General features: G+C 61.1%; 18 protein-coding genes. 7 read left to right on the top strand and 11 right to left on the bottom strand.

The window, feature by feature from the left end:
- Positions 1-40 precede the first annotated feature (40 nt).
- From ACSSVH_RS06930 to ACSSVH_RS06920, 3 genes are all read right to left on the bottom strand, one after another.
- The gene (locus ACSSVH_RS06930) at positions 41-910 is read right to left on the bottom strand and encodes a carboxylate/amino acid/amine transporter (protein WP_128593759.1); all 870 of its coding nucleotides are present in this window, start codon (positions 908-910) and stop codon (positions 41-43) included.
- A 203-nt stretch (positions 911-1,113) separates the two neighbouring features.
- The gene (locus ACSSVH_RS06925) at positions 1,114-1,713 is read right to left on the bottom strand and encodes an FMN-dependent NADH-azoreductase (RefSeq protein ID WP_169955603.1); all 600 of its coding nucleotides are present in this window, start codon (positions 1,711-1,713) and stop codon (positions 1,114-1,116) included.
- Between the two features lie 145 nt (positions 1,714-1,858).
- A complete protein-coding gene (locus tag ACSSVH_RS06920) occupies positions 1,859-2,173 on the bottom strand; it encodes a 3-phosphoglycerate kinase (protein ID WP_169955602.1) in 315 nt (104 codons plus the stop codon).
- Between the two features lie 49 nt (positions 2,174-2,222).
- Between ACSSVH_RS06920 and ACSSVH_RS06915 the strand changes: the two genes are divergently transcribed.
- The 5 genes from ACSSVH_RS06915 (at position 2,223) to aqpZ (ending at position 7,310) form a co-directional block, all read left to right on the top strand.
- A complete protein-coding gene (locus ACSSVH_RS06915; RefSeq protein ID WP_169955601.1) occupies positions 2,223-3,146 on the top strand; it encodes a PA3225 family LysR-type transcriptional regulator in 924 nt (307 codons plus the stop codon).
- Positions 3,147-3,160: 14 nt separating this feature from the next.
- On the top strand, positions 3,161-3,964 hold the full coding sequence (locus ACSSVH_RS06910) for an alpha/beta fold hydrolase (protein WP_170043269.1): 804 nt from the start codon (positions 3,161-3,163) through the stop codon (positions 3,962-3,964).
- A 3-nt stretch (positions 3,965-3,967) separates the two neighbouring features.
- Complete coding sequence (locus tag ACSSVH_RS06905) at positions 3,968-4,528, top strand: peptidylprolyl isomerase (protein WP_492634262.1); 561 nt, start codon at positions 3,968-3,970, stop codon at positions 4,526-4,528.
- Between the two features lie 80 nt (positions 4,529-4,608).
- The gene (locus ACSSVH_RS06900) at positions 4,609-6,441 is read left to right on the top strand and encodes an ABC transporter ATP-binding protein (RefSeq protein WP_492634261.1); all 1,833 of its coding nucleotides are present in this window, start codon (positions 4,609-4,611) and stop codon (positions 6,439-6,441) included.
- Between the two features lie 167 nt (positions 6,442-6,608).
- The gene (gene aqpZ / locus ACSSVH_RS06895; RefSeq protein WP_169955597.1) at positions 6,609-7,310 is read left to right on the top strand and encodes an aquaporin Z; all 702 of its coding nucleotides are present in this window, start codon (positions 6,609-6,611) and stop codon (positions 7,308-7,310) included.
- A gap of 146 nt (positions 7,311-7,456) precedes the next feature.
- Here the strand turns inward: aqpZ and ACSSVH_RS06890 are convergent, their stop codons facing one another.
- From ACSSVH_RS06890 to aceK, 7 genes are all read right to left on the bottom strand, one after another.
- Positions 7,457-8,581 carry a GNAT family N-acetyltransferase gene (locus ACSSVH_RS06890; protein WP_169955596.1) on the bottom strand — a complete coding sequence of 375 codons (1,125 nt, stop codon included), beginning with the start codon at positions 8,579-8,581 and terminating at the stop codon, positions 7,457-7,459.
- 165 nt (positions 8,582-8,746) lie between these two features.
- Positions 8,747-10,081, bottom strand: coding sequence for an OprO/OprP family phosphate-selective porin (locus ACSSVH_RS06885; RefSeq protein ID WP_169955595.1), 1,335 nt, complete (start codon positions 10,079-10,081; stop codon positions 8,747-8,749).
- A 335-nt stretch (positions 10,082-10,416) separates the two neighbouring features.
- On the bottom strand, positions 10,417-10,650 hold the full coding sequence (locus ACSSVH_RS06880) for an anti-sigma factor family protein (protein WP_492634260.1): 234 nt from the start codon (positions 10,648-10,650) through the stop codon (positions 10,417-10,419).
- Positions 10,644-11,258 carry an RNA polymerase sigma factor gene (locus ACSSVH_RS06875; protein ID WP_492634259.1) on the bottom strand — a complete coding sequence of 205 codons (615 nt, stop codon included), beginning with the start codon at positions 11,256-11,258 and terminating at the stop codon, positions 10,644-10,646. Before ACSSVH_RS06875 ends, ACSSVH_RS06880 begins: the two co-directional genes overlap by 7 nt.
- Positions 11,259-11,301: 43 nt before the next feature.
- Positions 11,302-12,423 carry a beta-ketoacyl-ACP synthase III gene (locus tag ACSSVH_RS06870; protein WP_492634258.1) on the bottom strand — a complete coding sequence of 374 codons (1,122 nt, stop codon included), beginning with the start codon at positions 12,421-12,423 and terminating at the stop codon, positions 11,302-11,304.
- A 226-nt stretch (positions 12,424-12,649) separates the two neighbouring features.
- A complete protein-coding gene (gene hrpA / locus ACSSVH_RS06865; protein ID WP_170057692.1) occupies positions 12,650-16,561 on the bottom strand; it encodes an ATP-dependent RNA helicase HrpA in 3,912 nt (1,303 codons plus the stop codon).
- Positions 16,562-16,749: 188 nt separating this feature from the next.
- Complete coding sequence (aceK, locus tag ACSSVH_RS06860; protein WP_169955625.1) at positions 16,750-18,483, bottom strand: bifunctional isocitrate dehydrogenase kinase/phosphatase; 1,734 nt, start codon at positions 18,481-18,483, stop codon at positions 16,750-16,752.
- Between the two features lie 401 nt (positions 18,484-18,884).
- On the opposite strand from aceK, the gene ACSSVH_RS06855 reads away from it, so the two are divergent.
- Positions 18,885-20,510, top strand: a complete 1,626-nt coding sequence (locus ACSSVH_RS06855; protein WP_492634257.1) for a methyl-accepting chemotaxis protein — start codon at positions 18,885-18,887, stop codon at positions 20,508-20,510.
- Between the two features lie 71 nt (positions 20,511-20,581).
- Complete coding sequence (locus ACSSVH_RS06850) at positions 20,582-21,478, top strand: EamA family transporter (protein WP_170043259.1); 897 nt, start codon at positions 20,582-20,584, stop codon at positions 21,476-21,478.
- 31 nt (positions 21,479-21,509) lie between these two features.
- Here ACSSVH_RS06850 and ACSSVH_RS06845 read toward each other — a convergent pair whose 3' ends face one another.
- Entirely contained in the window at positions 21,510-22,370 is an 861-nt protein-coding gene (locus tag ACSSVH_RS06845; protein ID WP_492634256.1) for a DMT family transporter, read from the bottom strand.
- Positions 22,371-22,441: the final 71 nt, after the last annotated feature.

Genomic DNA, 22,441 nt, shown 5'->3' with positions numbered 1-22,441 from the left:
CCGCTATCGCGGGCAAGCCCGCTCCCACCTTTGGGAACGATCATTGCCGGCAGAGTGGCGCCGGGCGAATCCCCAACCGGCTGATCCACACTGCCGCCACAATCACCGCCCCGCCCAGGAACAACCGCCCCAGCGGCTCATGCTGATTCCAGATCAGCAGATTCAGCAGCAACCCCACCGGCACATGCAGGTTGTTCATCACCGCCAGGGTGCCGCCATTGACCAGGCACGCGCCCTTGTTCCACCAGTACAAACCCAAGGCGGTGCTGACCAGGCCAAGAAACAGCAGCACCCCCCATTGCAACGGCGCTTCGGGCAGGAAGTTGGCCTTGCCGAACAGCAGGAACGCCGGCAATACCACCGCCAACGCTCCCAAATAGAAGTAGCCAAAGCGCCGGTAGTGCGGCAGGTCGCTCGGGTGCCGCGCCACCAGGCGCCGATACAGCACTTGCCCAGCGGCGTAGGTGAAGTTGGCCAGTTGCAGCAGCAAAAAGCCCATGAAGAAGTCCGGGTTGATCTGGTCAAAACGGATCACCGCCGCCCCCGCTACCGCCACCAGCGCGGCGATCAGCGCCCAGGGGTTGAAGCGCCGGTTCAGCGCGTCTTCGATCAGGGTCACATGCAACGGCGTGAGGATGGTGAACAGCAGCACCTCCGGCACCGTCAACACGCGAAAGCTCAAATACAGGCACACGTAGGTCACGCCGAACTGCAACGCGCCGATCAGCAGCATGCCGCGCATGAACGCAGGCTCCACCGAGCGCCAGCGGGTCAGGGGGATAAACACCAACCCAGCCAGCAGCACACGCACCAGCACGGCGAAGTAGCTGTCGACATGACCGGCCAGGTATTCGCCGATCAAGCTGAAGGAAAACGCCTGGATCAGGGTGACAATCAGTAAGTAGCCCATGTGCGCCTCATATTTGAATGGGCGCGACATTAGCGTCTTTCACGGCGGGGCGAAACTCGGGGCAAAAAAAACCCGACCTCGCTAAAGCGCCAGTCGGGCAGGAGCACTCAGGAGCAACGAGCGCAAAGGGAGGTTCGATACGCGTACTTGAAGGGTTGCGTGGAGCTATAAAAACATCGCGCGATTATCTGGCGATTAACGCTTCAGGCAACTTGTGCCAGCAGGGCCTTGGCATGGTTCACGCCCTTTTCCTGGAAATCGCCACCCAGGTTCACCCCTTCGGCATGAATGAAGGTCACGTCATGGATGCCGATAAACCCCATGACCTGGCGCAGATACGGTTCCTGGTGATCGCTGCTCGCGCCGGTGTGGATGCCACCACGGGCGGTCAGCACAAAGGCGCGCTTGCCGGTCAACAGGCCCTGGGGGCCGGTGGCGGTGTACTTGAAGGTCACGCCGGCACGCAGCACATGGTCAAGCCAGGCCTTGAGGGTACTGGGGATGGCGAAGTTGTACATCGGCGCGGCCATCACCAGCACATCGGCGGCCAGCAACTCGTCGGTCAGGTGGTTGGAACGGTCCAGGGAAGCCTGCTCGTCGCTACTGCGCTGCTCGACCGGCTTCATCCAGCCACCCAGCAGGTTCGCGTCCAGGTGCGGCACCGGGTTGACAGCCAAGTCGCGCACGGTGATCTGATCGGCCGGATGGGCCGCCTGCCATTGGCTGATGAACTGTTGGGTCAACTGGCGGGAGATAGAGTCCTGCTGGCGGGCGCTGCTTTCGATGATCAGAACGTTGGACATGGCTTTGTAAGCTCCATCGGTAATTGCTGTAAGTCGATGGAGTGAAGGTTAAACAGAGCCCGTTCGATAAAAAAGCGCAAAAAACTGCTATAACCCATCTATAAAGTTGTTTATAAGCGGAGCATCGTCAGTGCTCCGCAGCACCTTACTTGGGTTCGCAGGTCAGCTTGATCCGCATCTTGATAATCGCGCGGCTGAACTTGACCGTGGTGTTGGTGCTTTTGCCGGCGGGGACCGTGACCTTGCGCACCCGCGCTGGCTCCGGGCCATTGGTAAACGCGACCGTACACGCAGCGTCATTGCTGCCAAAGTTACTGAGCTGGATGGAGCTGATATCGCCGTCCACATCGGAGGCGTTGTAATCGATGCTGACCCCTTTGATCGACTTTGACACGTCGATCGGATAGGCAAACGCGCTCAACGGCAACAATGCCAGCACTACACAACAGAATTTTCTCATTCGGCAGTCTCCAATAAGGACCGCCAGCTTAGGACAAGAGGAGCTCATCTTGAAAGCGCCCCGCGTGACCCTTGATCAATGGCGCACGTTGCAAGCCGTGGTCGACCATGGCGGCTTCGCCCAGGCGGCCGAAGTGCTGCACCGCTCGCAATCCTCGGTGAGCTACACCGTGGCCCGCATGCAAGACCAACTGGGCGTGCCCCTGTTGCGCATCGATGGGCGCAAGGCCGTACTCACCGACGCCGGCGAAGTACTGTTGCGCCGCTCCCGGCAACTGGTGAAAAACGCCAGCCAACTGGAAGACCTGGCCCACCATATGGAACAAGGCTGGGAAGCCGAAGTACGCCTGGTAGTCGATGCCGCCTACCCCAACGCCCGCCTGGTACGCGCCCTCACCGCCTTTATGCCGCAAAGCCGTGGCTGCCGTGTGCGCCTGCGCGAAGAAGTGCTGTCGGGTGTCGAGGAACTGCTGATCGAAGGCGTGGCCGACCTGGCGATCAGCGGCTTCAGCATCCCCGGCTACCTGGGCACGGAAATGAGCGACGTGGAATTTGTCGCCGTGGCCCACCCCGAACATCCGTTGCACCGGCTCAACCGCGAATTGAGCTTCCAGGACCTGGAAAGCCAGATGCAAGTGGTGATCCGCGACTCCGGTCGCCAGCAACCGCGGGACGTCGGCTGGCTCGGCGCCGAACAGCGCTGGACCGTGGGCAGCCTGGCCACCGCCGCCACCTTCGTCGGCAGCGGCCTGGGGTTTGCCTGGCTGCCCCGGCACATGATCGAGCGGGAACTCAAGGAGGGTGTGCTCAAGCAACTGCCCCTGGAGCAAGGCGCCAGCCGCCACCCGACGTTCTACCTGTACTCGAACAAGGACAAGCCCCTGGGCCCGGCCACGCAGATTCTCGTCGAACTGCTGCGCACCTTCGACACCGCACCGCTGGACGCACCCTTTGCCGCTCCACGGCAAGCCTGACACGGAGTTCACCGATGGCCTATTTCGAACATGAAGGCTGCACCCTGCATTACGAGGAATACGGCCACGGCGAGCCACTGATCCTGATCCACGGCCTGGGCTCCAGTTGCCAGGATTGGGAGCTGCAAATACCGGTATTGTCCCGGCATTACCGCCTGGTGGTGCTGGATGTGCGCGGTCACGGGCGCTCCGACAAGCCCCGGGAGCGCTACAGCATCGCCGGTTTTACCGCCGACCTGGTGGCGCTGATCGAACACCTGCAACTGCCCGCCGCCCACGTGGTAGGCCTGTCGATGGGCGGGATGATCGCCTTCCAACTGGCGGTCGACCAACCGCAGTTGCTCAAAAGCCTGTGCATCGTCAACAGCACACCCGAGGTCAAGGTGCGCAGCGCCGATGATTATTGGCAATGGGCCAAGCGCTGGAGCCTGGCGCGCGTGCTGAGCTTGAATACCATCGGCAAGGCGCTTGGCGACCGGTTGTTCCCCAAGCCCTCACAGGCCGACCTGCGGCGCAAGATGACCGAACGCTGGGCAAAAAACGACAAACGTGCTTACCTCGCCAGCTTCGATGCGATTGTGGGCTGGGGGGTGCAGGAACGACTTTCGCGGATTACCTGTCCAACCCTGGTCATCAGCGCCGACCACGACTACACCCCGGTGGCGCAAAAACAAATCTATGTAAAACTGCTGCCTGATGCGCGGTTGGTAGTGATTGCGGACTCACGTCACGCGACACCGCTGGACCAACCCGAGACCTTCAATACAACCCTGCTCGATTTTCTCAAGACCGTCCAAACCACTTCCCAGGATCACTGACCCATGCTGAAAAAAATCGCCGTTTTTGCCGGTTCTGTTCTGTTTGCTGCCAACCTGATGGCGGCGGACGCCAAGGCACCGCATGTCTTGCTGGACACCAGCTTTGGCAAAATCGAAATCGAACTGGACCCGGTCAAGGCGCCGATCTCCAGCAAGAACTTCCTGGAATACGTGAAGAGTGGTTTTTATACCAACACCATTTTTCACCGTGTGATTCCAGGCTTCATGGTCCAGGGCGGTGGCTTCACCTCGCAAATGGTCCAGAAAGACACCAAGGACCCTATCCGCAACGAAGCCAGCAACGGCCTGCATAACGTGCGTGGCAACTTGTCGATGGCCCGGACCTCCAACCCCAACTCGGCCACCAGCCAGTTCTTCATCAACGTTGCCGACAATGCCTTCCTCGACCCAGGTCGCGATGCCGGTTACGCAGTCTTCGCCAAAGTCGTCAGTGGCATGGACGTGGTGGACCAGATCGTCAACTCGCAGACCACCACCAAGCAAGGCATGCAAAACGTGCCCATCGATCCTGTGCTTATCAAGTCGGCCAAAATCATCGACTGATCGACAGGAGTTCCGCGCGCCGCCCACAAGGCCGCGCGCGTATTCAACAAGGAGAGCCCGCCCGGCGGGCGTCAGACCTAATGCTCTATCGTCGTTTTGAACAACTGATCGATATCTTCCGCGACGCTCCCAGCGCGGCACCTCCCGATAAAGTCCTGCCCTTCTACCTCTATTACCTGCGCCAGGTCTGGCCGTGCTTTGCCGCGCTGCTGGTGGTGGGCCTGATCGGCGCGCTGATCGAGGTGGCGCTGTTCAGCTACCTGAGCCGCATCATTGACCTGGCCCAGGGCACGCCGCCGGCCAATTTCTTCCAGATCCACGCCACCGAGTTGATCTGGATGGCCGTGGTCGCCCTGCTGCTGCGCCCGATCTTCGGCGCCCTGCACGACCTGCTGGTGCACCAGACCATCAGCCCCGGCATGACCAGCCTGATCCGCTGGCAGAACCACAGCTATGTGCTCAAGCAGAGCCTGAACTTCTTCCAGAACGATTTTGCCGGGCGCATTGCCCAGCGCATCATGCAGACCGGCAATTCGCTGCGTGATTCGGCCGTGGCCGCCGTCGATGCCATCTGGCACGTGGCGATCTATGCCATCAGTTCCCTGGTGCTGTTCGCCGAGGCCGACTGGCGCCTGATGATCCCGCTGGTCACCTGGATCATTGCCTACAGCCAGGCGCTGCGCTACTTCGTGCCACGGGTCAAGGAACGCTCGGTGATTTCCTCCGAGGCGCGCTCCAAATTGATGGGGCGCATCGTCGATGGCTACACCAATATCACCACCTTGAAGCTGTTCGCCCACACCCAGTCCGAGCAGGAGTACGCCAAGGAAGCGATCATCGAGCAGACCGAAAAAACCCAGCTGGCCAGCCGCGTGGTCACCAGCATGGACGTGGTCATCACGACCATGAACGGCCTGCTGATCGTCACCACCACCGGCCTGGCCCTGTGGCTGTGGACGCAATCGCTGATCTCGGTCGGCGCCATCGCCCTGGCGACCGGCCTGGTGATCCGCATCGTCAACATGTCGGGCTGGATCATGTGGGTGGTCAATGGCATTTTCGAGAACATCGGCATGGTCCAGGACGGCCTGAAAACCATCGCCCAGCCCCTGGCGGTAATCGACCGCGAGAACGCCCCGCGCCTGCGCGTGCCCCACGGCGAAGTGCGCTTCGAACAGGTGGATTTCCACTACGGCAAGAGCAGCGGCATCATCAGTGGCCTGAACCTGGTGATCAAGCCAGGGGAAAAGATCGGCCTGATCGGCCCGTCCGGTGCCGGCAAGTCGACCCTGGTCAACCTGCTGCTGCGCCTCTACGACCTGCAAGGCGGACGCATCCTGATCGACGGCCAGGACATCGCCGAAGTGGCCCAGGAAAGCCTGCGCGAACGCATCGGCATGATCACCCAGGACACCTCGCTGCTGCACCGCTCGATCCGCGACAACTTGCTGTACGGCAAACCCGATGCCACTGACCAAGAGCTCTGGGAAGCGATTCGCAAGGCGCGTGCCGATGAATTTATCCCGCTGCTGTCGGACGCCGAGGGCCGCATTGGCCTGGATGCCCATGTGGGTGAGCGCGGGGTGAAACTCTCCGGCGGGCAACGCCAGCGCATCGCAATCGCCCGGGTCCTGCTCAAGGATGCACCGATCCTGATCATGGACGAAGCCACTTCGGCCCTGGACTCGGAAGTGGAAGCGGCCATCCAGGAAAGCCTGGAAACCCTGATGCAAGGCAAGACGGTAATCGCCATCGCTCACCGCCTGTCCACGATTGCTCGAATGGACAGGTTGGTGGTCCTGGAAAAAGGCCAGATCGCCGAAAGTGGCAGCCATGCGCAATTGCTGGCACATGGCGGCCTGTACTCGCGATTGTGGCAGCACCAGACCGGAGGATTCGTGGGTATCGACTGATTCTGGACTACTAACCGCGCGATCAATTCCGAACAATTCTGACAGTTTTTTCTAACTCGCTGGCCGTGTATCACAATCCTGCTGTACTGCAATCAGGGCCCAGGGAGGGCCCTGACATCAGACTGCAGGGAAGCCTCACCGACCAGTTGATTTAGAAGGACGCGTTCATGTCTCTGTTCAAACGTTCCGTTACAGAAGGGTTAGGTACGTTTTGGCTGGTGTTGGGTGGTTGCGGGAGTGCGGTTCTGGCCGCAGCGTTCCCCGATGTCGGAATCGGCCTGCTGGGTGTCTCGCTGGCATTCGGGCTTACCGTACTGACCATGGCATTTGCCATTGGCCATATCAGCGGCTGCCACCTCAACCCGGCAGTCACCGTGGGCCTGGTGGTCGGCGGCAGGTTTTCGGCCAGGGAAATGCCAGCGTATATCGTCGCGCAAGTCATTGGCGGCGTAGTGGCAGCGGCCCTGCTGTACTTCATTGCCAGCGGCAAGCCGGGTTTTGAGCTGGCTTCGGGCCTGGCATCCAATGGCTACGGTGAACACTCGCCGGGCGGGTATTCGATGGCGGCTGGGTTTGTCACCGAACTGGTGATGACCGCGATGTTCGTGCTGATCATCCTCGGCGCCACTGACCGTCGCGCACCGGCTGGCCTGGCACCCATCGCCATTGGCCTGGGGCTGACACTGATCCACCTGATCTCCATCCCGGTCACCAACACCTCGGTCAACCCGGCCCGCAGCACCGGCCCTGCGCTGATTGTCGGCGGTTGGGCGATCCAGCAGCTGTGGCTGTTCTGGCTGGCGCCGATCCTTGGCGCAGTGATCGGTGGCATCACCTACCGTTGGTTGGGCAAAGAAGAAACCGCCTGATCCAACAGTATTGACCCACCCTGTGGGAGCGAGCTTGCTCGCGAAAAACCTGAGGGCGCCGCGTTTATCCAGAATGAACGCGGTGTACTTGAGTTCTTCGCGAGCAAGCTCGCTCCTACAGGGGAACAGGTTGAGTTCCCTGAGCGTTATTCCTGTCGATACGGCAACGCCGACCGCGCCTCCTCGGCATACGCCAGAATCCCCACCCGCTCGCGCTCCAGGAAATCCGCCACGGCGCTTTTCAAGCCTGGATGGCGCAAGTAGTGCCAGGAGTGGGTAATCACCGGCTCAAATCCACGGATCAACTTGTGCTCGCCCTGGGCCCCGGCGTCGAAACGTTGCAGGCCATTGGCAATCGCGTGGTCCATGCCTTGATAGAAGCAGGTCTCGAAATGCAGCCGGTCGAATTCGCCCAGGCAACCCCAATAGCGGCCATATAGGCTGTCGCCGCCGACCAGGCTGAACGCCATGGCCACCGGGCGCGGCCCTTGCTTGGCCAGCACCACCCGTATTGCCTGCGGCATGCGTTCGGCCAGCAGGCTGAAAAACGCTCGCGTCAGGTACGGTGACTGCCGGCGCACCGCATAGGTGTTGGCGTAGCAGGCGTAGACAAAATCCCACTGGGCCTCGCTCAGTTCATGGCCGTGCAGCCACTCGAACTCGATGCCCTGCCCCGCCACTTGTTCGCGCTCCTTGCGCATCTGCTTGCGCTTGCGCGAGCTCAAGGCGTCGAGGAAGTCCTGGAAGTCGCGATAACCACGGTTCTGCCAATGAAACTGGCAACCCAGGCGCGCAAGCCAACCGGGTTGCTGGCCCAGCGCGGCATCGGCCATGGCATCGGTGAAGTTGATGTGGGCACTGGAAAGCCCTTCGATCTCCAAGTAGCCAGGCAGGCTCTGGAGCAGCTCCAGGCCATCCGCGCCACTGGCCGTCAACAGGCGCGGCCCGCTGACCGGGCTGAAAGGCACCGCTGTCAGCAGCTTAGGGTAATAGTCGATGCCCGCGCGCGCGCAGGCGTCAGCCCAGCCATGGTCGAATACGTATTCGCCATAGGAGTGCCATTTGCGATAGCTGGGCAGCGCCGCCACCAGCCGCTCGCCCTCGTAATGCAGCAAGTGCTCCGGCTGCCAGCCAGAATGCCGGCCAAGGCTGGCACTGTCTTCCAGCGCACTGAGGAAAGCATGGCGCAGAAACGGCTGATCCTCGGGAACCAATGCGTTCCATTCATCAGGCGATACTTCGGACAGGCTATTCAAACGTTTCAACGGCATGCCATTCCCCGACGGTAAACGTTCGCTCACGATATTCAGGCCATTCTGACAGAACCTGCCACCCGCGCGGTCAGCAAAAAAAAACCCCGCCAGTTGGCGGGGTGAAAAAGAGGATCGCGCTTTAACGGATGAAGAAAGAGCGCGTTGGAGCGGTATTGCAGTTGCTTAGAACACGTACTGCACACGACCGACGATGGAGTCACCGCTGTCATCGCCATTGGCGTTGGTGATTTTGTCGGTGCTGACCTTGCTGTAGTTCACGGACAGCTTGACCGCTTCGTTGGCGTACCAGTTCACACCCAGGGTGTTCACGTTGGCCTTGGCGTCGCCGGTTTCGCGGGTAGCGCTGCTGACGACGATGTTCTTGTCGTCAACCTTGATGCTGTCGTAGCGGTAGAACACTTCCCAGGCGCCGTACTGCTTGTTCTCAGGCTTGATGGCGTCGAACTTGCCGCCGTCGAGCTTGTAGGCACGGGACTCGCCGGTCAGGGTGTAGGCCAGTTGGCCGTAGAAACCGCTGGTTTTCACGTCCTGGTAGGCATTGCTGTCAGCCTTCATCTTGCGGCTCAGGGCTTCAGCCTGTACCGAGAATGGGCCAGTGGCGAAGGCAAACTCACCACCGAACACGGTGTCGGTGTCATAGGCGCCGACTGCGGTCAGGTTGCTGGCGTTCAGGCCCACACCGCCGCCGAAGGTAGCGCGGTTGCCGTTGGAGCCAGCATCGTTGCCACCGGTCGTCGCCACGCCACGGGCGCCAAGACGCGGACGGATCCGCGAGTCGAAGGCCGCGTCGTTGAGGTCACGTGCCGCCACGTTCAAGCCGAAGTGCAGGACGTCGCCGCCTTTGTTCATCGGCGCCAACACGATACGGCCGTTGAATTGCTTCACGCCCTTGCCGTCTTCGTCGTTGATGTCTTTGGAAGCCAGGCTGGCGGAGCCGTAGAACATCTCAGCCGCAGTGCCGCTGACCTGGATGCCCATGCCGTTTTCGTGGGTGTTGACCCAGTCTGCAACCTCGTAGGCCGAGTTACGCTCCATGGCGGTGATCCACTTGGAGCTGGTAGCTTTTTCCAGGCCGAAATCCGGGTCAAAACGACCAACGCGGATAGTCACCGGCTTGAAGCCCACATAGGACATGGACGCTTCGTCGAAGTAACCGTCGTCGGAGTTACCCGAGTTGTGGGAGAAGTCGTAGTTGAGCTGGTATTTGAAATCCTTGTAGACGGTGCCACCCAGCTCCAGGAAGGCGCGACGGAAGTAAGCGGCGTCGCCCGAATCACCGTTCTTGGTGTAGAAGCCGTCAAATGTGCCGTAATCGGCTTGCAAGCGACCACCCAGCTTGAAGCTGAAGTTCTGGTCGGTAGTAGCAACCTCAAGGCCGCCCTTGGTTTTGACAACGATATCGGCGCCGTCAGTAGTGACAGTACCAGCGAAAGCCTGGGCGGTAACGGCCAGGGCCAGGGCGCTGGCCGCGAAACCGGCGAAGTGCTTACGGATCATCGAAGAATTCCCCTAATTGGTGGTCTTTTGCGTTGGAAAACACACGGGTTCTGCCCCGCTGGTGTTGGGAGGGGATCTTGGCGAGGGGATATTTCAGCCAAGTTGCTGCAAGATAAATATTTTATTACAGGGGAACTTTCTTACAACCACTTGGAATAAGCGCAACGCTACGGCCGGCGTGGGCTTGAGCGAAAAAAGTACGAGAAATGCCAAGTGAAAAAAAGGTGAAAAAAAATGACAAACCTGCAAGGTTTTTCAGCGCATAGCTTTTCGCCGACACAAAAAAGCCCGCGACGGGGACGTCGCAGGCCTTGGCAACCGCAGACAGCGTTGGGTCAGGAGTTGCGCTTGAGCTCCGAGGCCAGGCGCTCGGCCAACCCTTGCGTATCGGCCACTTCGGGTTCGGGCAGGATGCGCAACGTGGCTTGCATCAGGCGCATCTGGCGAATGAAGCGCCGGCAATTGGCGCAGAACATCAGGTGATGGCGCATACGCAGGCGCTCACCAAAGCTCAGTTGCCCATCGAGAAAATCGCTGGAACGCGCCACTTGTTCTTTGCAGGTCAACATTCGCCGGTCTCCTCGAAATGCTCCACCGTAGCGAAGACTTTAAGCCGCGCCCGGTGCAGCAGTACTCGCACATTGGAGAGCGAGATCTCCAGAAGAATACAAATCTCTTCCAGTTCCAGCCCCTGGCGCTCGCGCAGCAGCAGCACACTGCTTTGCAGCTCGGAAAGACTTAGCAACGTGTGCTCCAGACATTCACGCAGCTCGTTTTCGGTGAGCAACGCCTCGGGGGTGTCCTGGTGCCAGGCAAACGGCGCGATCAGCCAATGCTCATCGCCGGCGGCAAAACGCTCATCGCCGATGGTGCCGTGGGGCGACGGCAGGTCGTCCAGCAGCACTTCCCGTCGATTCTGCTTGTAGCGCCCCTTGGCCGAGTTGGCGGTGATGGTCAGCAGCCAGGTCTTGAGGCTGGAACGCCCTTCAAACCGGGCGAGGCTGCGCACCACCGAAAGCCATGCGTCCTGGACCACTTCGTCGGCATGGCGCTGGCCTACGATGGCGTAGGCCACCGCACGCATCGCGCTCTGGTAGGTGGTGACCAATTCCTTGTAGGCCCGCTGCTCGCCCTTGAGCAGGCGTTCAAGCAGGTGCGCGTCGTCGGCTGCTGCCATTCAAAACCTCATTGTGCAAGACGTGGCCGCAATCGCCTGGTTCCTAGCGCTTGCGCAGGATCACGCTGCCAATCGAATACCCGGCGCCAAACGAGCTGAGTACCGCCAGCGCGCCCTTGGGCAGGTCGTCCTGATAGGTGTGGAACGCGATCACCGAACCCGCCGAACTGGTGTTGGCGTAGGTATCGAGGATCACCGGTGCTTCTTCGATCTCGGCTTCACGGCCCAGCAGCTTCTTGACGATCAGGTGGTTCATGCTCAGGTTGGCCTGGTGCAACCAGAAACGCTTCACATCGGTGACGCTCAACTGGTTTTCCGAAAGGTGCTGGCCGATCAACTCGGCAACCATCGGGCAGACATCACGGAAGACTTTGCGGCCTTCCTGCACGAAAAGTTTATCTGGCGCACCAACGCCCTCTTCCGCCGCGCGGTTGAGAAAGCCAAAGTTGTTGCGGATGTTATTGGAGAACTTGGTCAGCAACTTGGTGCTGACAACGTCGAACTGGTGTTCGGAAGTGGCCAGGTCGGCACGCTCCAGAATCACCGCGGTCGCCGCATCGCCGAAGATGAAGTGGCTGTCACGGTCGCGGAAGTTCAGGTGGCCGGTGCAGATCTCCGGGTTGACCATCAGGATCGCCCGGGCCTGGCCCAACTGAATGCTGTTGCAAGCGTTCTGGATACCGAAAGTCGCCGAAGAACACGCCACGTTCATGTCAAAACCAAAACCCTGGATGCCCAGGGCTTCCTGGACTTCGATAGCAATGGCCGGATAGGCGCGTTGCAGGTTGGAGCAGGCGACGATCACCCCATCGATATCGGCGGCAGTCTTGCCGGCACGCTGCAGGGCTTGCTCGGCGGCGCCCACGGCCATCTGACAGAGAATCGACCACTCGTCGTTGGAGCGCTCGGGCAAACGCGGGGTCATGCGCTGGGGGTCAAGAATGCCTGCCTTGTCCATGACAAAGCGGCTCTTGATACCTGAGGCCTTTTCGATAAAGGCGGCGCTGGATTCGGTCAACGCCTGAACGTCGCCCTGCTCGATGGCCACGGCGTTGTCGGCATTGAACTGTTGAACGTAAGCATTGAAAGACTGCACCAGCTCTTCGTTGGAGATGCTGTTGGCCGGGGTGTACAGGCCTGTGCCGCTGATGACGACGTTATGCACGGTCGTTCCTCTAAATCTGTTCAGGCAGAAGGGATTGGTACCTTCGTACCAAACCGTAAATCGCTCTAGTCCGCCGCGCGGACATCAAACGGGGAAACGCTTTGTCCCGGCGCGTCGAGGCTGATACAGCCAATCTAGACGATCCTGGCATTTATAGCGGCGAAGTTTGCCATAAACCGGGGGGTTTGGCGCCTGTCGCGCGCGCACCCGCCCCCGGTACGCCAGGTCAAGGCTCGACCTGGCTCCACTGTTTGCTCAAGCGCTTGTCGGAAATCGGCGCCTTGGTGCCCAACTGCTGGGCAAACAACGACACCCGGTATTCCTCCAGCCACCAGCGGTAAAGCTCCAGTTGCGGGTCGCGCTTGCCTTCCTGGGTGTGCTTGTTCAGGCGCGTCTGGTACTGGCTCCACAGGCCGCTCAACTCACCGCTCCAGACCCGGTCCTTCTGCACCTGGCTGGGCAGTTTTTCCAGGCGTAGCTCGATGGCCTTGAGATAGCGCGGCAGTTCCTTGAACCACTGCGCCGGGGTTTCGCGCACAAACCCTGGATACACCAGGTTGCTCAGTTGCTGCTTGATATCGTTGAGTGCCACGACCTGGGCCAGGTCGATCTTGCCTTTGAAGCGCTTTTGCAGGCCATGCCACAGTTTCAGCACTTCCAGGGTCAGGCGCGCCAGGCGTTCGGCATGTTCGGTCCAACTGCCGCGCTTGCGCTCGGCCAGGGCGGCCAGGCCCGCGCCATCCCTGGGCAGGCTGGCCTCGCCTTCCAGCACGCAGCTGTCGAGGCTGGCCAGCAGAATGTCCTCCACCAGGGCCTCGATACGTCCCAACTCGCGGTACATCAGCCCCAGCTCTGTCAGGCCCGGCAATTTGCCGCGCAGGAATTTTGCCGGTTCGGCCAATTGCTGCATCAACAGGCGCTGCAAGGCGCGGCGATGCTGGAACTCGGCTTCGGCAGCCGTAGAGAAACGTCCTTCCTTGACCGTGCCGTTTTCTTCTACCAGCGCCGGATACACCGTCATCGACAGGCCAGCAATCTTCTGCTGGGTAGTCTCGGCAACCGCAGCGAAGACCTTGGCCTCCACCGGCTGCTGGCTTTTGGCAGTCTGCGGCACCGCCAGGGCAGCCTGGCTGGCTTCGACAAACCGCGCAGTCAACGCTGCCAGGTCGCGGCCTTCGCCGAGGAACTTACCCTGGGCATCGACCACTTCCAGGTTCATCTTCAGGTGGTTTTCCACCTGCTGCGCCGCTTCGCTCCAGGCTTCATCGCTGACCCGTACACCGGTCATGCGCAACAGTTCGCGCCCCAGCGCCTGGGGCAGCGAGCCCTGGGCAAATTCGATACGTTGCAGCGCGGCCTTGACGAAGTCCGGCACCGGCACGAAGTTCTTGCGCAGGGCCTTGGGCAGGTTGCGCACCAGGGCAATGCACTTGGCTTCGATCAGCCCGGGCACCAGCCATTCCAGACGCTCGGCGGGCAAGGCCGGCAACAGCGGCGCCGGCACGCGCAAGGTCACGCCGTCGCGCGGGTGGTTGGGTTCAAAGTGGTAACTCAAGGCCAGGGCCAGGTCGCCCAGGTGCAAGGTGTCGGGGTAATGGGCGGCGGTGACCTCGCTGGCCTCGCGGGCCAGCACGTCTTCTTCGCGCATGATCAGCAGTTGCGGGTCTTTCTGGCTGGTGATCTTGTACCAACTGTCGAAGGTCGCCGTCTGATGAATCTCCGCCGGCAGGCGCGCGTCGTAGAAGGCGTACAGGGTTTCCTCGTCGGCCAGGATATCGCGGCGCCGGGCCTTGGCTTCCAGCTCGTCCAATTGCTCCAGCAACTGCTGGTTTGCGGCCAGGCACTTGGCCCGGGATTGGATCTCGCCACGCACCAGGCCTTCGCGGATAAACAGCTCGCGGGACACCACAGGGTCCACCGGCCCGTAATGCACGGGCCGGCGCCCCACCACAATCAAACCGAACAACGTGATCTGCTCAAAGGCCACGACCTGGCCGCGCTTCTTCTCCCAATGGGGTTCGAAGTGGTTTTTCTTGATCAGGTGCCCGGCCAACGGTTCGATCCAATCGGCATCGATCTTGGCCACCATGCGCGCATACAGCTTGGTGGTTTCCACCAGTTCGGCGGTCATCAACCATTGCGGACGTTTCTTGCCGATCCCCGAGGAGGGATGAATCCAGAAGCGCCGCTGACGGGCCCCCAGGTAATCGCCGTCTTCGGTTTTCTGGCCGATCTGGCTCAACAGGCCGGACAGCACCGCCTTGTGCAGTTTCGGGAAGTCCGCCGGTTCCTTGTTGACCGTCAACTGCATATCGCGGCAGATCAGGCTCAACTGGCGATGGGAATCGCGCCACTCGCGCAGGCGCAGGTAGTTGAGGAAGTTCTTGCGACACCAGTTGCGCAGCGGGCTGGCGGTCAGTTCCTGGCGCTGCTCTTCAAAGCCGCGCCACAAATTGACCAGCCCGGCGAAGTCCGAATCGGGATCCTTCCATTGCGCGTGGGCCTGGTCGGCCGCTTGCTGGCGCTCCGGCGGGCGCTCGCGCGGGTCCTGGATCGACATGGCGCTGGCGACGATCAGCACTTCCTGCAAACTGCCAAGCTTGGCCGCTTCCAGCAACATGCGACCCATGCGCGGGTCCACCGGCAGGCGCGCCAGTTGCCGGCCCAGGGGTGTCAGTTGGCTATTGCGGTCTACTGCCGAGAGTTCCTGCAGCAGGTTGAAACCATCGCTGATGGCCTTGCCATCCGGCGGCTCGATAAACGGGAAGTCGGTGATTTCGCCCAGGCGCAGGTGCAGCATCTGCAGGATCACGGCCGCAAGGTTGGTACGCAAGATCTCCGGGTCGGTAAATTCCGGGCGCCCGATAAAATCTTCTTCGCTGTACAGGCGCACGCAAATGCCCGGCTCGACCCGGCCGCAACGGCCTTTACGCTGGTTGGCGCTGGCCTGGGAAATCGCCTCGATCGGCAGGCGCTGGACCTTGGCGCGGTAGCTGTAGCGGCTGATGCGTGCGGTGCCGCTGTCGATCACGTAGCGGATGCCCGGCACGGTCAGCGAGGTTTCCGCAACGTTGGTCGCCAGCACCACGCGCCGCCCCGGATGGGACTGGAAAATGCGCTGCTGTTCGGCCGGTGACAGGCGCGCGTACAACGGCAGGATTTCGGTGTGCTTGAGCTGGGCCTTGCGCAGCATATCGGCGGCATCGCGGATCTCGCGCTCACCGGGCAGGAACACCAGCACATCGCCAGGGCTCTTGCGCTCGCTGCGTTCAAAGGCGGCGATTTCATCGAGGGTGGCGAGGATCGCCTGGTCCACGGTCAAGTCGTCTTCGACGCGGTTGCCCTCTTCGTCCTGTTCCAGGGTCAGCGGGCGGTACCAGGTTTCCACCGGGAACGTACGCCCCGAGACCTCGACAATCGGCGCATCGTCGAAGTGCTTGGAAAAGCGCTCCAGGTCGATGGTGGCCGAGGTGATGATGACTTTGAGGTCGGGACGGCGCGGCAGCAGGGTCTTCAGGTAGCCGAGCAGGAAATCGATGTTCAGGCTGCGCTCGTGGGCTTCGTCGACGATGATCGTGTCGTAGCGTTCGAGGTAGCGATCGTTCTGGGTCTCGGCGAGCAGGATGCCGTCGGTCATCAACTTGATCAGGGTGTTGGAATCGCTCTGGTCCTCGAACCGCACCTGATAACCCACCAGCGCCCCCAGCGGCGTGGCCAACTCGTCCGCGACCCGGCTCGCCACACTGCGCGCGGCGATACGCCGGGGCTGGGTATGACCGATCAAGCCGTACTGGCCGCGACCGATTTCCAGGCAGATCTTCGGCAACTGCGTGGTTTTACCCGAGCCGGTCTCGCCCGCGATGATCAACACCTGATGCTTTTGCAGCGCGGCCTTGATCTCGTCGCGCTTGGCGGCGATGGGCAGGCTGTCGTCATAGCGAACCTGCGGCACGCTGGCCGCGCGCGCCGTGACCTGGGCACACGACGCCTGCATGCGCGCCACCCACTGCGCCAGCTTCTCCTCATCGGGTTTCTTGCGCAGCTCAAGCAACTGCCGACGCAAGCGGTGGCGGTCGGCGAGCATGGCGTGATCGAGGTTTTTCAGGAGTTGGTCGATAGCGGGCGCTTGGTCAGTCATCAGGTACTTTGAAGGTCGTCTATTTATGCACGGCCGGCAATTGTGGCAGAAAAGCGCACACAACGTTAAAGGCCGCGTAAATCACCTGTAGGGGCTGGCACGGCCGGCATCGCTGTTGGCTGGCCCAGCGCTATCGCAGCCTCGCCGGGGCTCGACAGCTCCCACAGGGTCTGGCGGTATTGATGCCCTTATTCGTTATCCAGGCCCTTGCGCCGATACGGGAACACATCAATCACCTTCCCCGCCCGAATCGCCTCTTGCAGGCCTTTCCAGTAGTCGGCGTTGTACAACTCGCCGTGCAGTTCATCGAACAGGCGCCGCTGCCCGGCGTCGGCAAACAGGAACGGCGGGAATTCCTCGGGGAACACGTCCAGCGGGCCGATGGAATACCAGGGCTCGGAGGCCATTTCGTCTTCCGGGGTGCGCGGTGCCGGGATGTGGCGAAAGTTGGCTTCGGTAAGAAAGCAGATCTCGTCATAGTCGTAGAACACCACGCGACCATGACGGGTGACGCCAAAGTTTTTCAGCAGCATGTCGCCGGGAAAGATATTCGCCGCCGCCAGTTGCTTGATGGCCAGGCCGTAGTCTTCGAGGGCTTCGCGTACCTGGGCCTCGTTGGCGTTTTCCAGGTAGAGGTTGAGCGGGGTCATGCGGCGTTCGGTCCAGCAGTGGCGAATCAGTACCGTGTCGCCTTCGACTTCGACCGTGCCGGCAGCCACTTCCAGCAGTTCGGCCAGGCATTGCGGCTCGAATTTGCTCAAGGGGAAACGGAAATCGGCGAATTCCTGGGTATCGGCCATGCGCCCGACCCGGTCGACACTCTTCACCAGGCGGTACTTCTCGATCACCGTGGCACGGTTGACGTTTTTCGACGGCGAAAAACGGTCCTTGATGATTTTGAACACCGTGTTGAAGCCCGGCAGGGTAAACACGCTCATGACCATCCCACGCACGCCCGGGGCCATGATGAACTGATCGTCAGTGCTGGCCAGGTGGTTGATCAGCGCCCGGTAGAACTCCGACTTGCCGTGTTTGTAGAAGCCGATGGAGGTGTACAGCTCGGCGATGTGCTTGCCCGGCAGGATGCGCTTGAGAAAGCCGATGAACTCTGCCGGCACCGGCACATCCACCATGAAATAGGAGCGGGTGAACGAGAAGATGATCGACACATCGGCTTCATCGGTGATCAGCGCGTCGATGCGGATGCCCTGCCCTTCGCGGTGCAGCAGCGGGATGACCAGCGGCCATTGTTCATCGCGGGTGTAGAGGCGGCCCACCAGGTACGCGCCCTTGTTGCGGTAAAGCACCGAGGAAAACAGCTCGACGTTGAGGTCCGGGTCCTTGCATACCCAGTCCGGCAGGTTCTCGCGCAGTTGTGCTTCGAGACGCTGCAGGTCGCCGGCCAGGTCGGCGTAGGGTTCGCTGAAGCGGTAGTCGCTGAAAATTTGCTCGAGCATCCCGGCCAACTGGCCCTGGGGCTTGTAGGTGCGGGTTTGCGCGGCACGGGCGCGGCGCAGGCTCGGGCGGGTGGTGTGGATGAACATGCAGCCGTCGCTGATCAGGTCGTGGCTGAACAGCCCGCAAAAGATCGAGTTGTACCAGGTCTCGGACAGTTCATCGTCAAACCGCAGGTCGATCAGGCTGATATAGGCGCTCTTGACCAGGGGCCAGGACTGGATATCCAGCAGCGCCCCCGCATCGAAAGTGGCCCGCAGGCGCGTGGTGACTTCGCCGACCTTCTCTTCATAGAGGTTGATCCGCGCCGCCGAGGCGGCTTGCGCCTCTTGCCACTGGGCCTTTTCAAAACGCTCGCGGGCGCCGTCGGTGATCTGGCGAAAGTGCTCGCGGTAATCGTCGAAGCCATCGAGGATCATCTTGGCGATGGACTGCGCGGTGTCGATGGCAGGCGTTTGCTGCGGCATGTCGTAGACCTCTGCGGGCATTCGGAAGACCTGAGATTAGCCAGAGTCCTCATGCAGGAGAAGTACATTTTTTACCGGGCGCTGGCTCTTCAAGGGGGCGACTCAAACAATTGTTTACGATTTTTTAATTCGACCACAGGGTCAATAAAACACCCATAAAGTCACCTCGCGTTGATTAATCGATTCATCTGAAGGCCACAAAACACGGGCGCTGGCACCGCGAACAGGAAGAACCCCAGGCCGGGCGGGGTTTGGCGACCTTATACGGACTTGGATCCAACGTAAGGGAAACCCCGATTACCTCAATGATGGCACTTTGCTATATAGCCCAGCGTTTTCCCTGATAACAAGGTCCTAAGACCGGCTCGGGAATCGATTTAAATCGCCCAAGGAGCATTGATATGTCATTGAGGAACATGGGAATCGGCCTGCGTGCCAGTCTGAGTTTTGCGGTATTGGCCGGCCTGCTGGTGCTGGTCGGGTTGTTTGGCCTGGGGCAGATGGCCAAGCTGCGCGAAAGCGCCGCCATCATTGAAACGGCCTGGATGCCGAGTATCGAGAACATCCACAACAGCGCCGCCAACGTCGCGGCTATCCGCCTGGAGGCGTTGCGCTTGCTGACCACCGATGAGTCGGCGGTGCGCGAGCGCAGCAAAGAGGTGATCACCAAGGAGCGCGGCTATTTGCAGGAACGCCTGGACAATCACCAGGCCCTGCTGAGCAATGACCAGGAGCGCCAGCTACTGGAGCAGCTCAAGGCCACCGCGTCGGCCTATATGACCATCGTCGACCAATTGATCCACCTGGTGGACCAGGATAACCAGATGCAGGCCCTGACCCTGCTCACCGATACGTTGACGCCCCAGGGCGTGATCCTCAACCGGAGCCTGGGCGCCTTGATCGACTTCAACCAGCAAGGCGCCCAGGATGCGGCGCAATCGGCGGCGCAGATGTACCAGAGCGCACAGTGGATCGTCGGCCTCATCATCGCGGTCGCCCTGATCGCGACGCTGCTGCTGGCCTGGCTGTTGACCCGCAGTATCACCACGCCCCTAGCGCAGGCATTGCACGCGGCACGCACGATTGCCGCCGGCGACCTGAGCCAGCCGATCCACGTGCACGGCAAGGACGAACCGGCACAGTTGCTGGGCGCCCTGGCCACCATGCAGGAACAGTTGCAGGCGACTATTCGCGGCATCAGCGAGTCCGCCCAGCAACTGGCCTCGGCAGCCGAAGAGATGAGTTCGGTGATGGAGCAAAGCACTCGCGGCCTGCAGGCGCAGAACGATGAAATCGAACAGGCCGCCACCGCCGTCACACAGATGAGCGCAGCGGTGGATGAAGTGGCGGGGAATGCGGTCTCCAGCGCCGAGGCATCCCAGGCGTCCGATGAGGACAGCAAGCACGGCCATTTCCAGATCAGCGAAACCATCAGCTCGATCCAGAGCCTGGTCAACGAGGTGCTCGACGCCTCGGGCAAGGCCGAGGGCCTGGCGCTACAGGCGCAAGACATCAGCAAGGTGCTGGAAGTGATACGCGGGATTGCCGGGCAGACCAACCTGCTGGCGCTCAATGCGGCCATTGAAGCCGCCCGCGCCGGCGAGGCCGGGCGGGGTTTTGCGGTGGTGGCCGACGAGGTTCGCTCGCTGGCGCAGCGGACCCAGGATTCCACCGAGGAAATCGAGCAGATGATCACCGGTATCCAGCAAGGCACCCAGGCCACGGTCGGCGCCCTCACCAGCAGCGCCGAGCACGCCAGCCAGACCCTGCAACGGGCCAACAGCGCCGGCAATGCCCTGGAAAAAATCACCGCTGCCATCTCGCAGATCAGCCAACGCAACCTGGTGATCGCCAGTGCCGCCGAGCAACAGGCATCGGTGGCCCGGGAGGTGGATCGCAGCCTGGTGAATATCCGCGACCTGTCGACGCAAACCGCCGCCGGTGCGACCCAGACCTCGGCCGCCAGCCAGGAGCTGTCGCGCCTGGCGGTGGACCTCAACGGCCTGGTGACGCGCTTTATTGTGTAGTTGATACGTAAAAGATTGTGTCAGGCAGGCCCCTGGGCAACACTCTCGCCCTTGTTGAAAAGGAGCTGTCCGTGAGACCTGTCGACACCCTCTACCTGCTGCTACTGGCCGCCATCTGGGGCGCGAGCTTTCTGTTCATGCGGATTATCGCGCCGCAGATCGGCACCTTGCCTACGGCGTTTTTCCGCGTTTCGATTGCCGCCGCCGGCCTGCTGGTGATCCTGGCGATGCTACGGGTGCGCTGGGATTTCCAGGGCAAGTTCAAGATCGTGTTGTTGCTGGGGGTGATCAACTCGGGGATTCCCGCGACCATGTATTCGGTGGCGGCCCAGGTCTTGCCAGCGGGTTACTCGGCGATTTTCAACGCCACCACGCCGTTGATGGGGGTGTTGATTGGCGGGCTGTTTTTCCATGAGCGGCTGACACCCTCGAAAATTGCCGGGGTGTGCCTGGGCCTGTTCGGCGTGGGCATCCTCACGCGCGCCGGGCCGGTGGCGTTTGACCTGGAATTGCTGATGGGCGCCCTCGCCTGCCTGCTGGCAACCACCTGCTACGGCTTCGCCGGTTTCCTGGCACGCCGTTGGCTGGATCAACAGGGGGGCCTGGACAGCCGACTTTCGGCACTGGGCAGCATGCTCGGCGCCACATTGTTTCTATTGCCGTGGTTTGGCTGGAGCGCCATCAGCCACCCGCCCGCCAGTTGGGGCGGCTGGAATGTGTGGCTGTCCCTACTGGGCCTGGGGCTGCTATGCACGGCATTCGCCTACATCCTGTACTTCCGTTTGCTGACCTCCATCGGGCCGGTGAAGTCGATGACCGTCACCTTCATGATTCCGCCATTCGGCGTGTTGTGGGGCGCATTGCTGCTGGACGAGCCGTTGTCCATGGCCCATCTGTATGGCGGGTTGTTGATCGCGGGGGCGCTGTGGCTGGTGCTACGGCGAGGGAAATTGATCAAAGCTGTGTAGGAGCCGGCTTTTCGGCTCCTACACAGGGATATCAAGCTTTACGGAAGACGAATACCAACCCGATGATGATCAACCCCATCCCCAGCACGCTCAGCACTGCCAGCCGATTACCGAAGATCAAGTAGTCCATCACCGCAGTGACTGCCGGCACCAGGTAGAACAGGCTGGTGACATTCACCAGGTTGCCCCGGGCAATCAGGCGGTACAGCAGCAGCGTCGCCAACAGTGACACCACCAGCCCCATCCACAGCACCGGCAGGTAAAAGCCACTGTTGTGCTCGAAAGCAAAGGGCTGGAACGGCACGAACACCGAGCACAACAACAAACCCGCCAGGTACTGCACCGGCAAGGTACCCAATGGGTTATCGGTGATGCGCTTTTGCATGATCGAGCCCAGGGTCATGCTCGCCAGCGCCAGCAAACCAAACAGCATGCCGGCCAGGGACATGCCAGCCAGACCGATGCCCTGGTACACCACCATGATCAGGCCCGCCAACCCCAACGCCAGGCCGAACACCCGGCGCCATGAACGCTGGCGCTCCATCAGCACCACGGTGAGGATCGGTTGCACGCCCATGATGGTCGCCATCACGCCGGGGGTGACCTTCAGGTCCAGGGCCAGCAGATAAAAAATCTGATAGCCCCCCAGCAACACCAGCCCGGTGGCCGCCGCGTACCACAGCGGTTTGCCCGGGCGCGGCAACCTCAGTTTGAGAATCGGCACCAGCAGCACCAAGCCCGCCAGGGCAATGGCAAAGCGGATCAACAGGAAGGCAAAGGGGGACGCATGGGCCAGGCCCAACTTGGAGAAAATCGCACCGCTGCTCCACAGCAGCACAAACAGGCTCGTCGAGGCCGCCGCGGCCACGGATTGTTTCGAAAGAACAGACATGATGAACACCTGTAGTCAGGCAAAAAGCCAACTCAGCCAAGGCTGAAATTCAGTAGGTTCGGTACAGGCAG

The organism is Pseudomonas sp. HC1(2025), assembly GCF_058742075.1.
The sequence above is the reverse complement of the archived record's forward strand: the minus strand, read 5'-3'. Positions and strand labels throughout refer to the sequence as shown.

Bases quoted from the DNA above. Each gene is read 5' to 3' on its own strand.
- ACSSVH_RS06930 (WP_128593759.1), bottom strand. From the start codon at position 910: ATGGGCTACTTACTGATTGTCACCCTGATCCAGGCGTTTTCCTTCAGC.
- ACSSVH_RS06925 (WP_169955603.1), bottom strand. From the start codon at position 1,713: ATGTCCAACGTTCTGATCATCGAAAGCAGCGCCCGCCAGCAGGACTCT.
- ACSSVH_RS06920 (WP_169955602.1), bottom strand. From the start codon at position 2,173: ATGAGAAAATTCTGTTGTGTAGTGCTGGCATTGTTGCCGTTGAGCGCG.
- ACSSVH_RS06910 (WP_170043269.1), top strand. From the start codon at position 3,161: ATGGCCTATTTCGAACATGAAGGCTGCACCCTGCATTACGAGGAATAC.
- ACSSVH_RS06905 (WP_492634262.1), top strand. From the start codon at position 3,968: ATGCTGAAAAAAATCGCCGTTTTTGCCGGTTCTGTTCTGTTTGCTGCC.
- ACSSVH_RS06900 (WP_492634261.1), top strand. From the start codon at position 4,609: ATGCTCTATCGTCGTTTTGAACAACTGATCGATATCTTCCGCGACGCT.
- aqpZ (WP_169955597.1), top strand. From the start codon at position 6,609: ATGTCTCTGTTCAAACGTTCCGTTACAGAAGGGTTAGGTACGTTTTGG.
- ACSSVH_RS06890 (WP_169955596.1), bottom strand. From the start codon at position 8,581: ATGCCGTTGAAACGTTTGAATAGCCTGTCCGAAGTATCGCCTGATGAA.
- ACSSVH_RS06885 (WP_169955595.1), bottom strand. From the start codon at position 10,081: ATGATCCGTAAGCACTTCGCCGGTTTCGCGGCCAGCGCCCTGGCCCTG.
- ACSSVH_RS06880 (WP_492634260.1), bottom strand. From the start codon at position 10,650: ATGTTGACCTGCAAAGAACAAGTGGCGCGTTCCAGCGATTTTCTCGAT.
- ACSSVH_RS06875 (WP_492634259.1), bottom strand. From the start codon at position 11,258: ATGGCAGCAGCCGACGACGCGCACCTGCTTGAACGCCTGCTCAAGGGC.
- hrpA (WP_170057692.1), bottom strand. From the start codon at position 16,561: ATGACTGACCAAGCGCCCGCTATCGACCAACTCCTGAAAAACCTCGAT.
- aceK (WP_169955625.1), bottom strand. From the start codon at position 18,483: ATGCCGCAGCAAACGCCTGCCATCGACACCGCGCAGTCCATCGCCAAG.
- ACSSVH_RS06855 (WP_492634257.1), top strand. From the start codon at position 18,885: ATGTCATTGAGGAACATGGGAATCGGCCTGCGTGCCAGTCTGAGTTTT.
- ACSSVH_RS06845 (WP_492634256.1), bottom strand. From the start codon at position 22,370: ATGTCTGTTCTTTCGAAACAATCCGTGGCCGCGGCGGCCTCGACGAGC.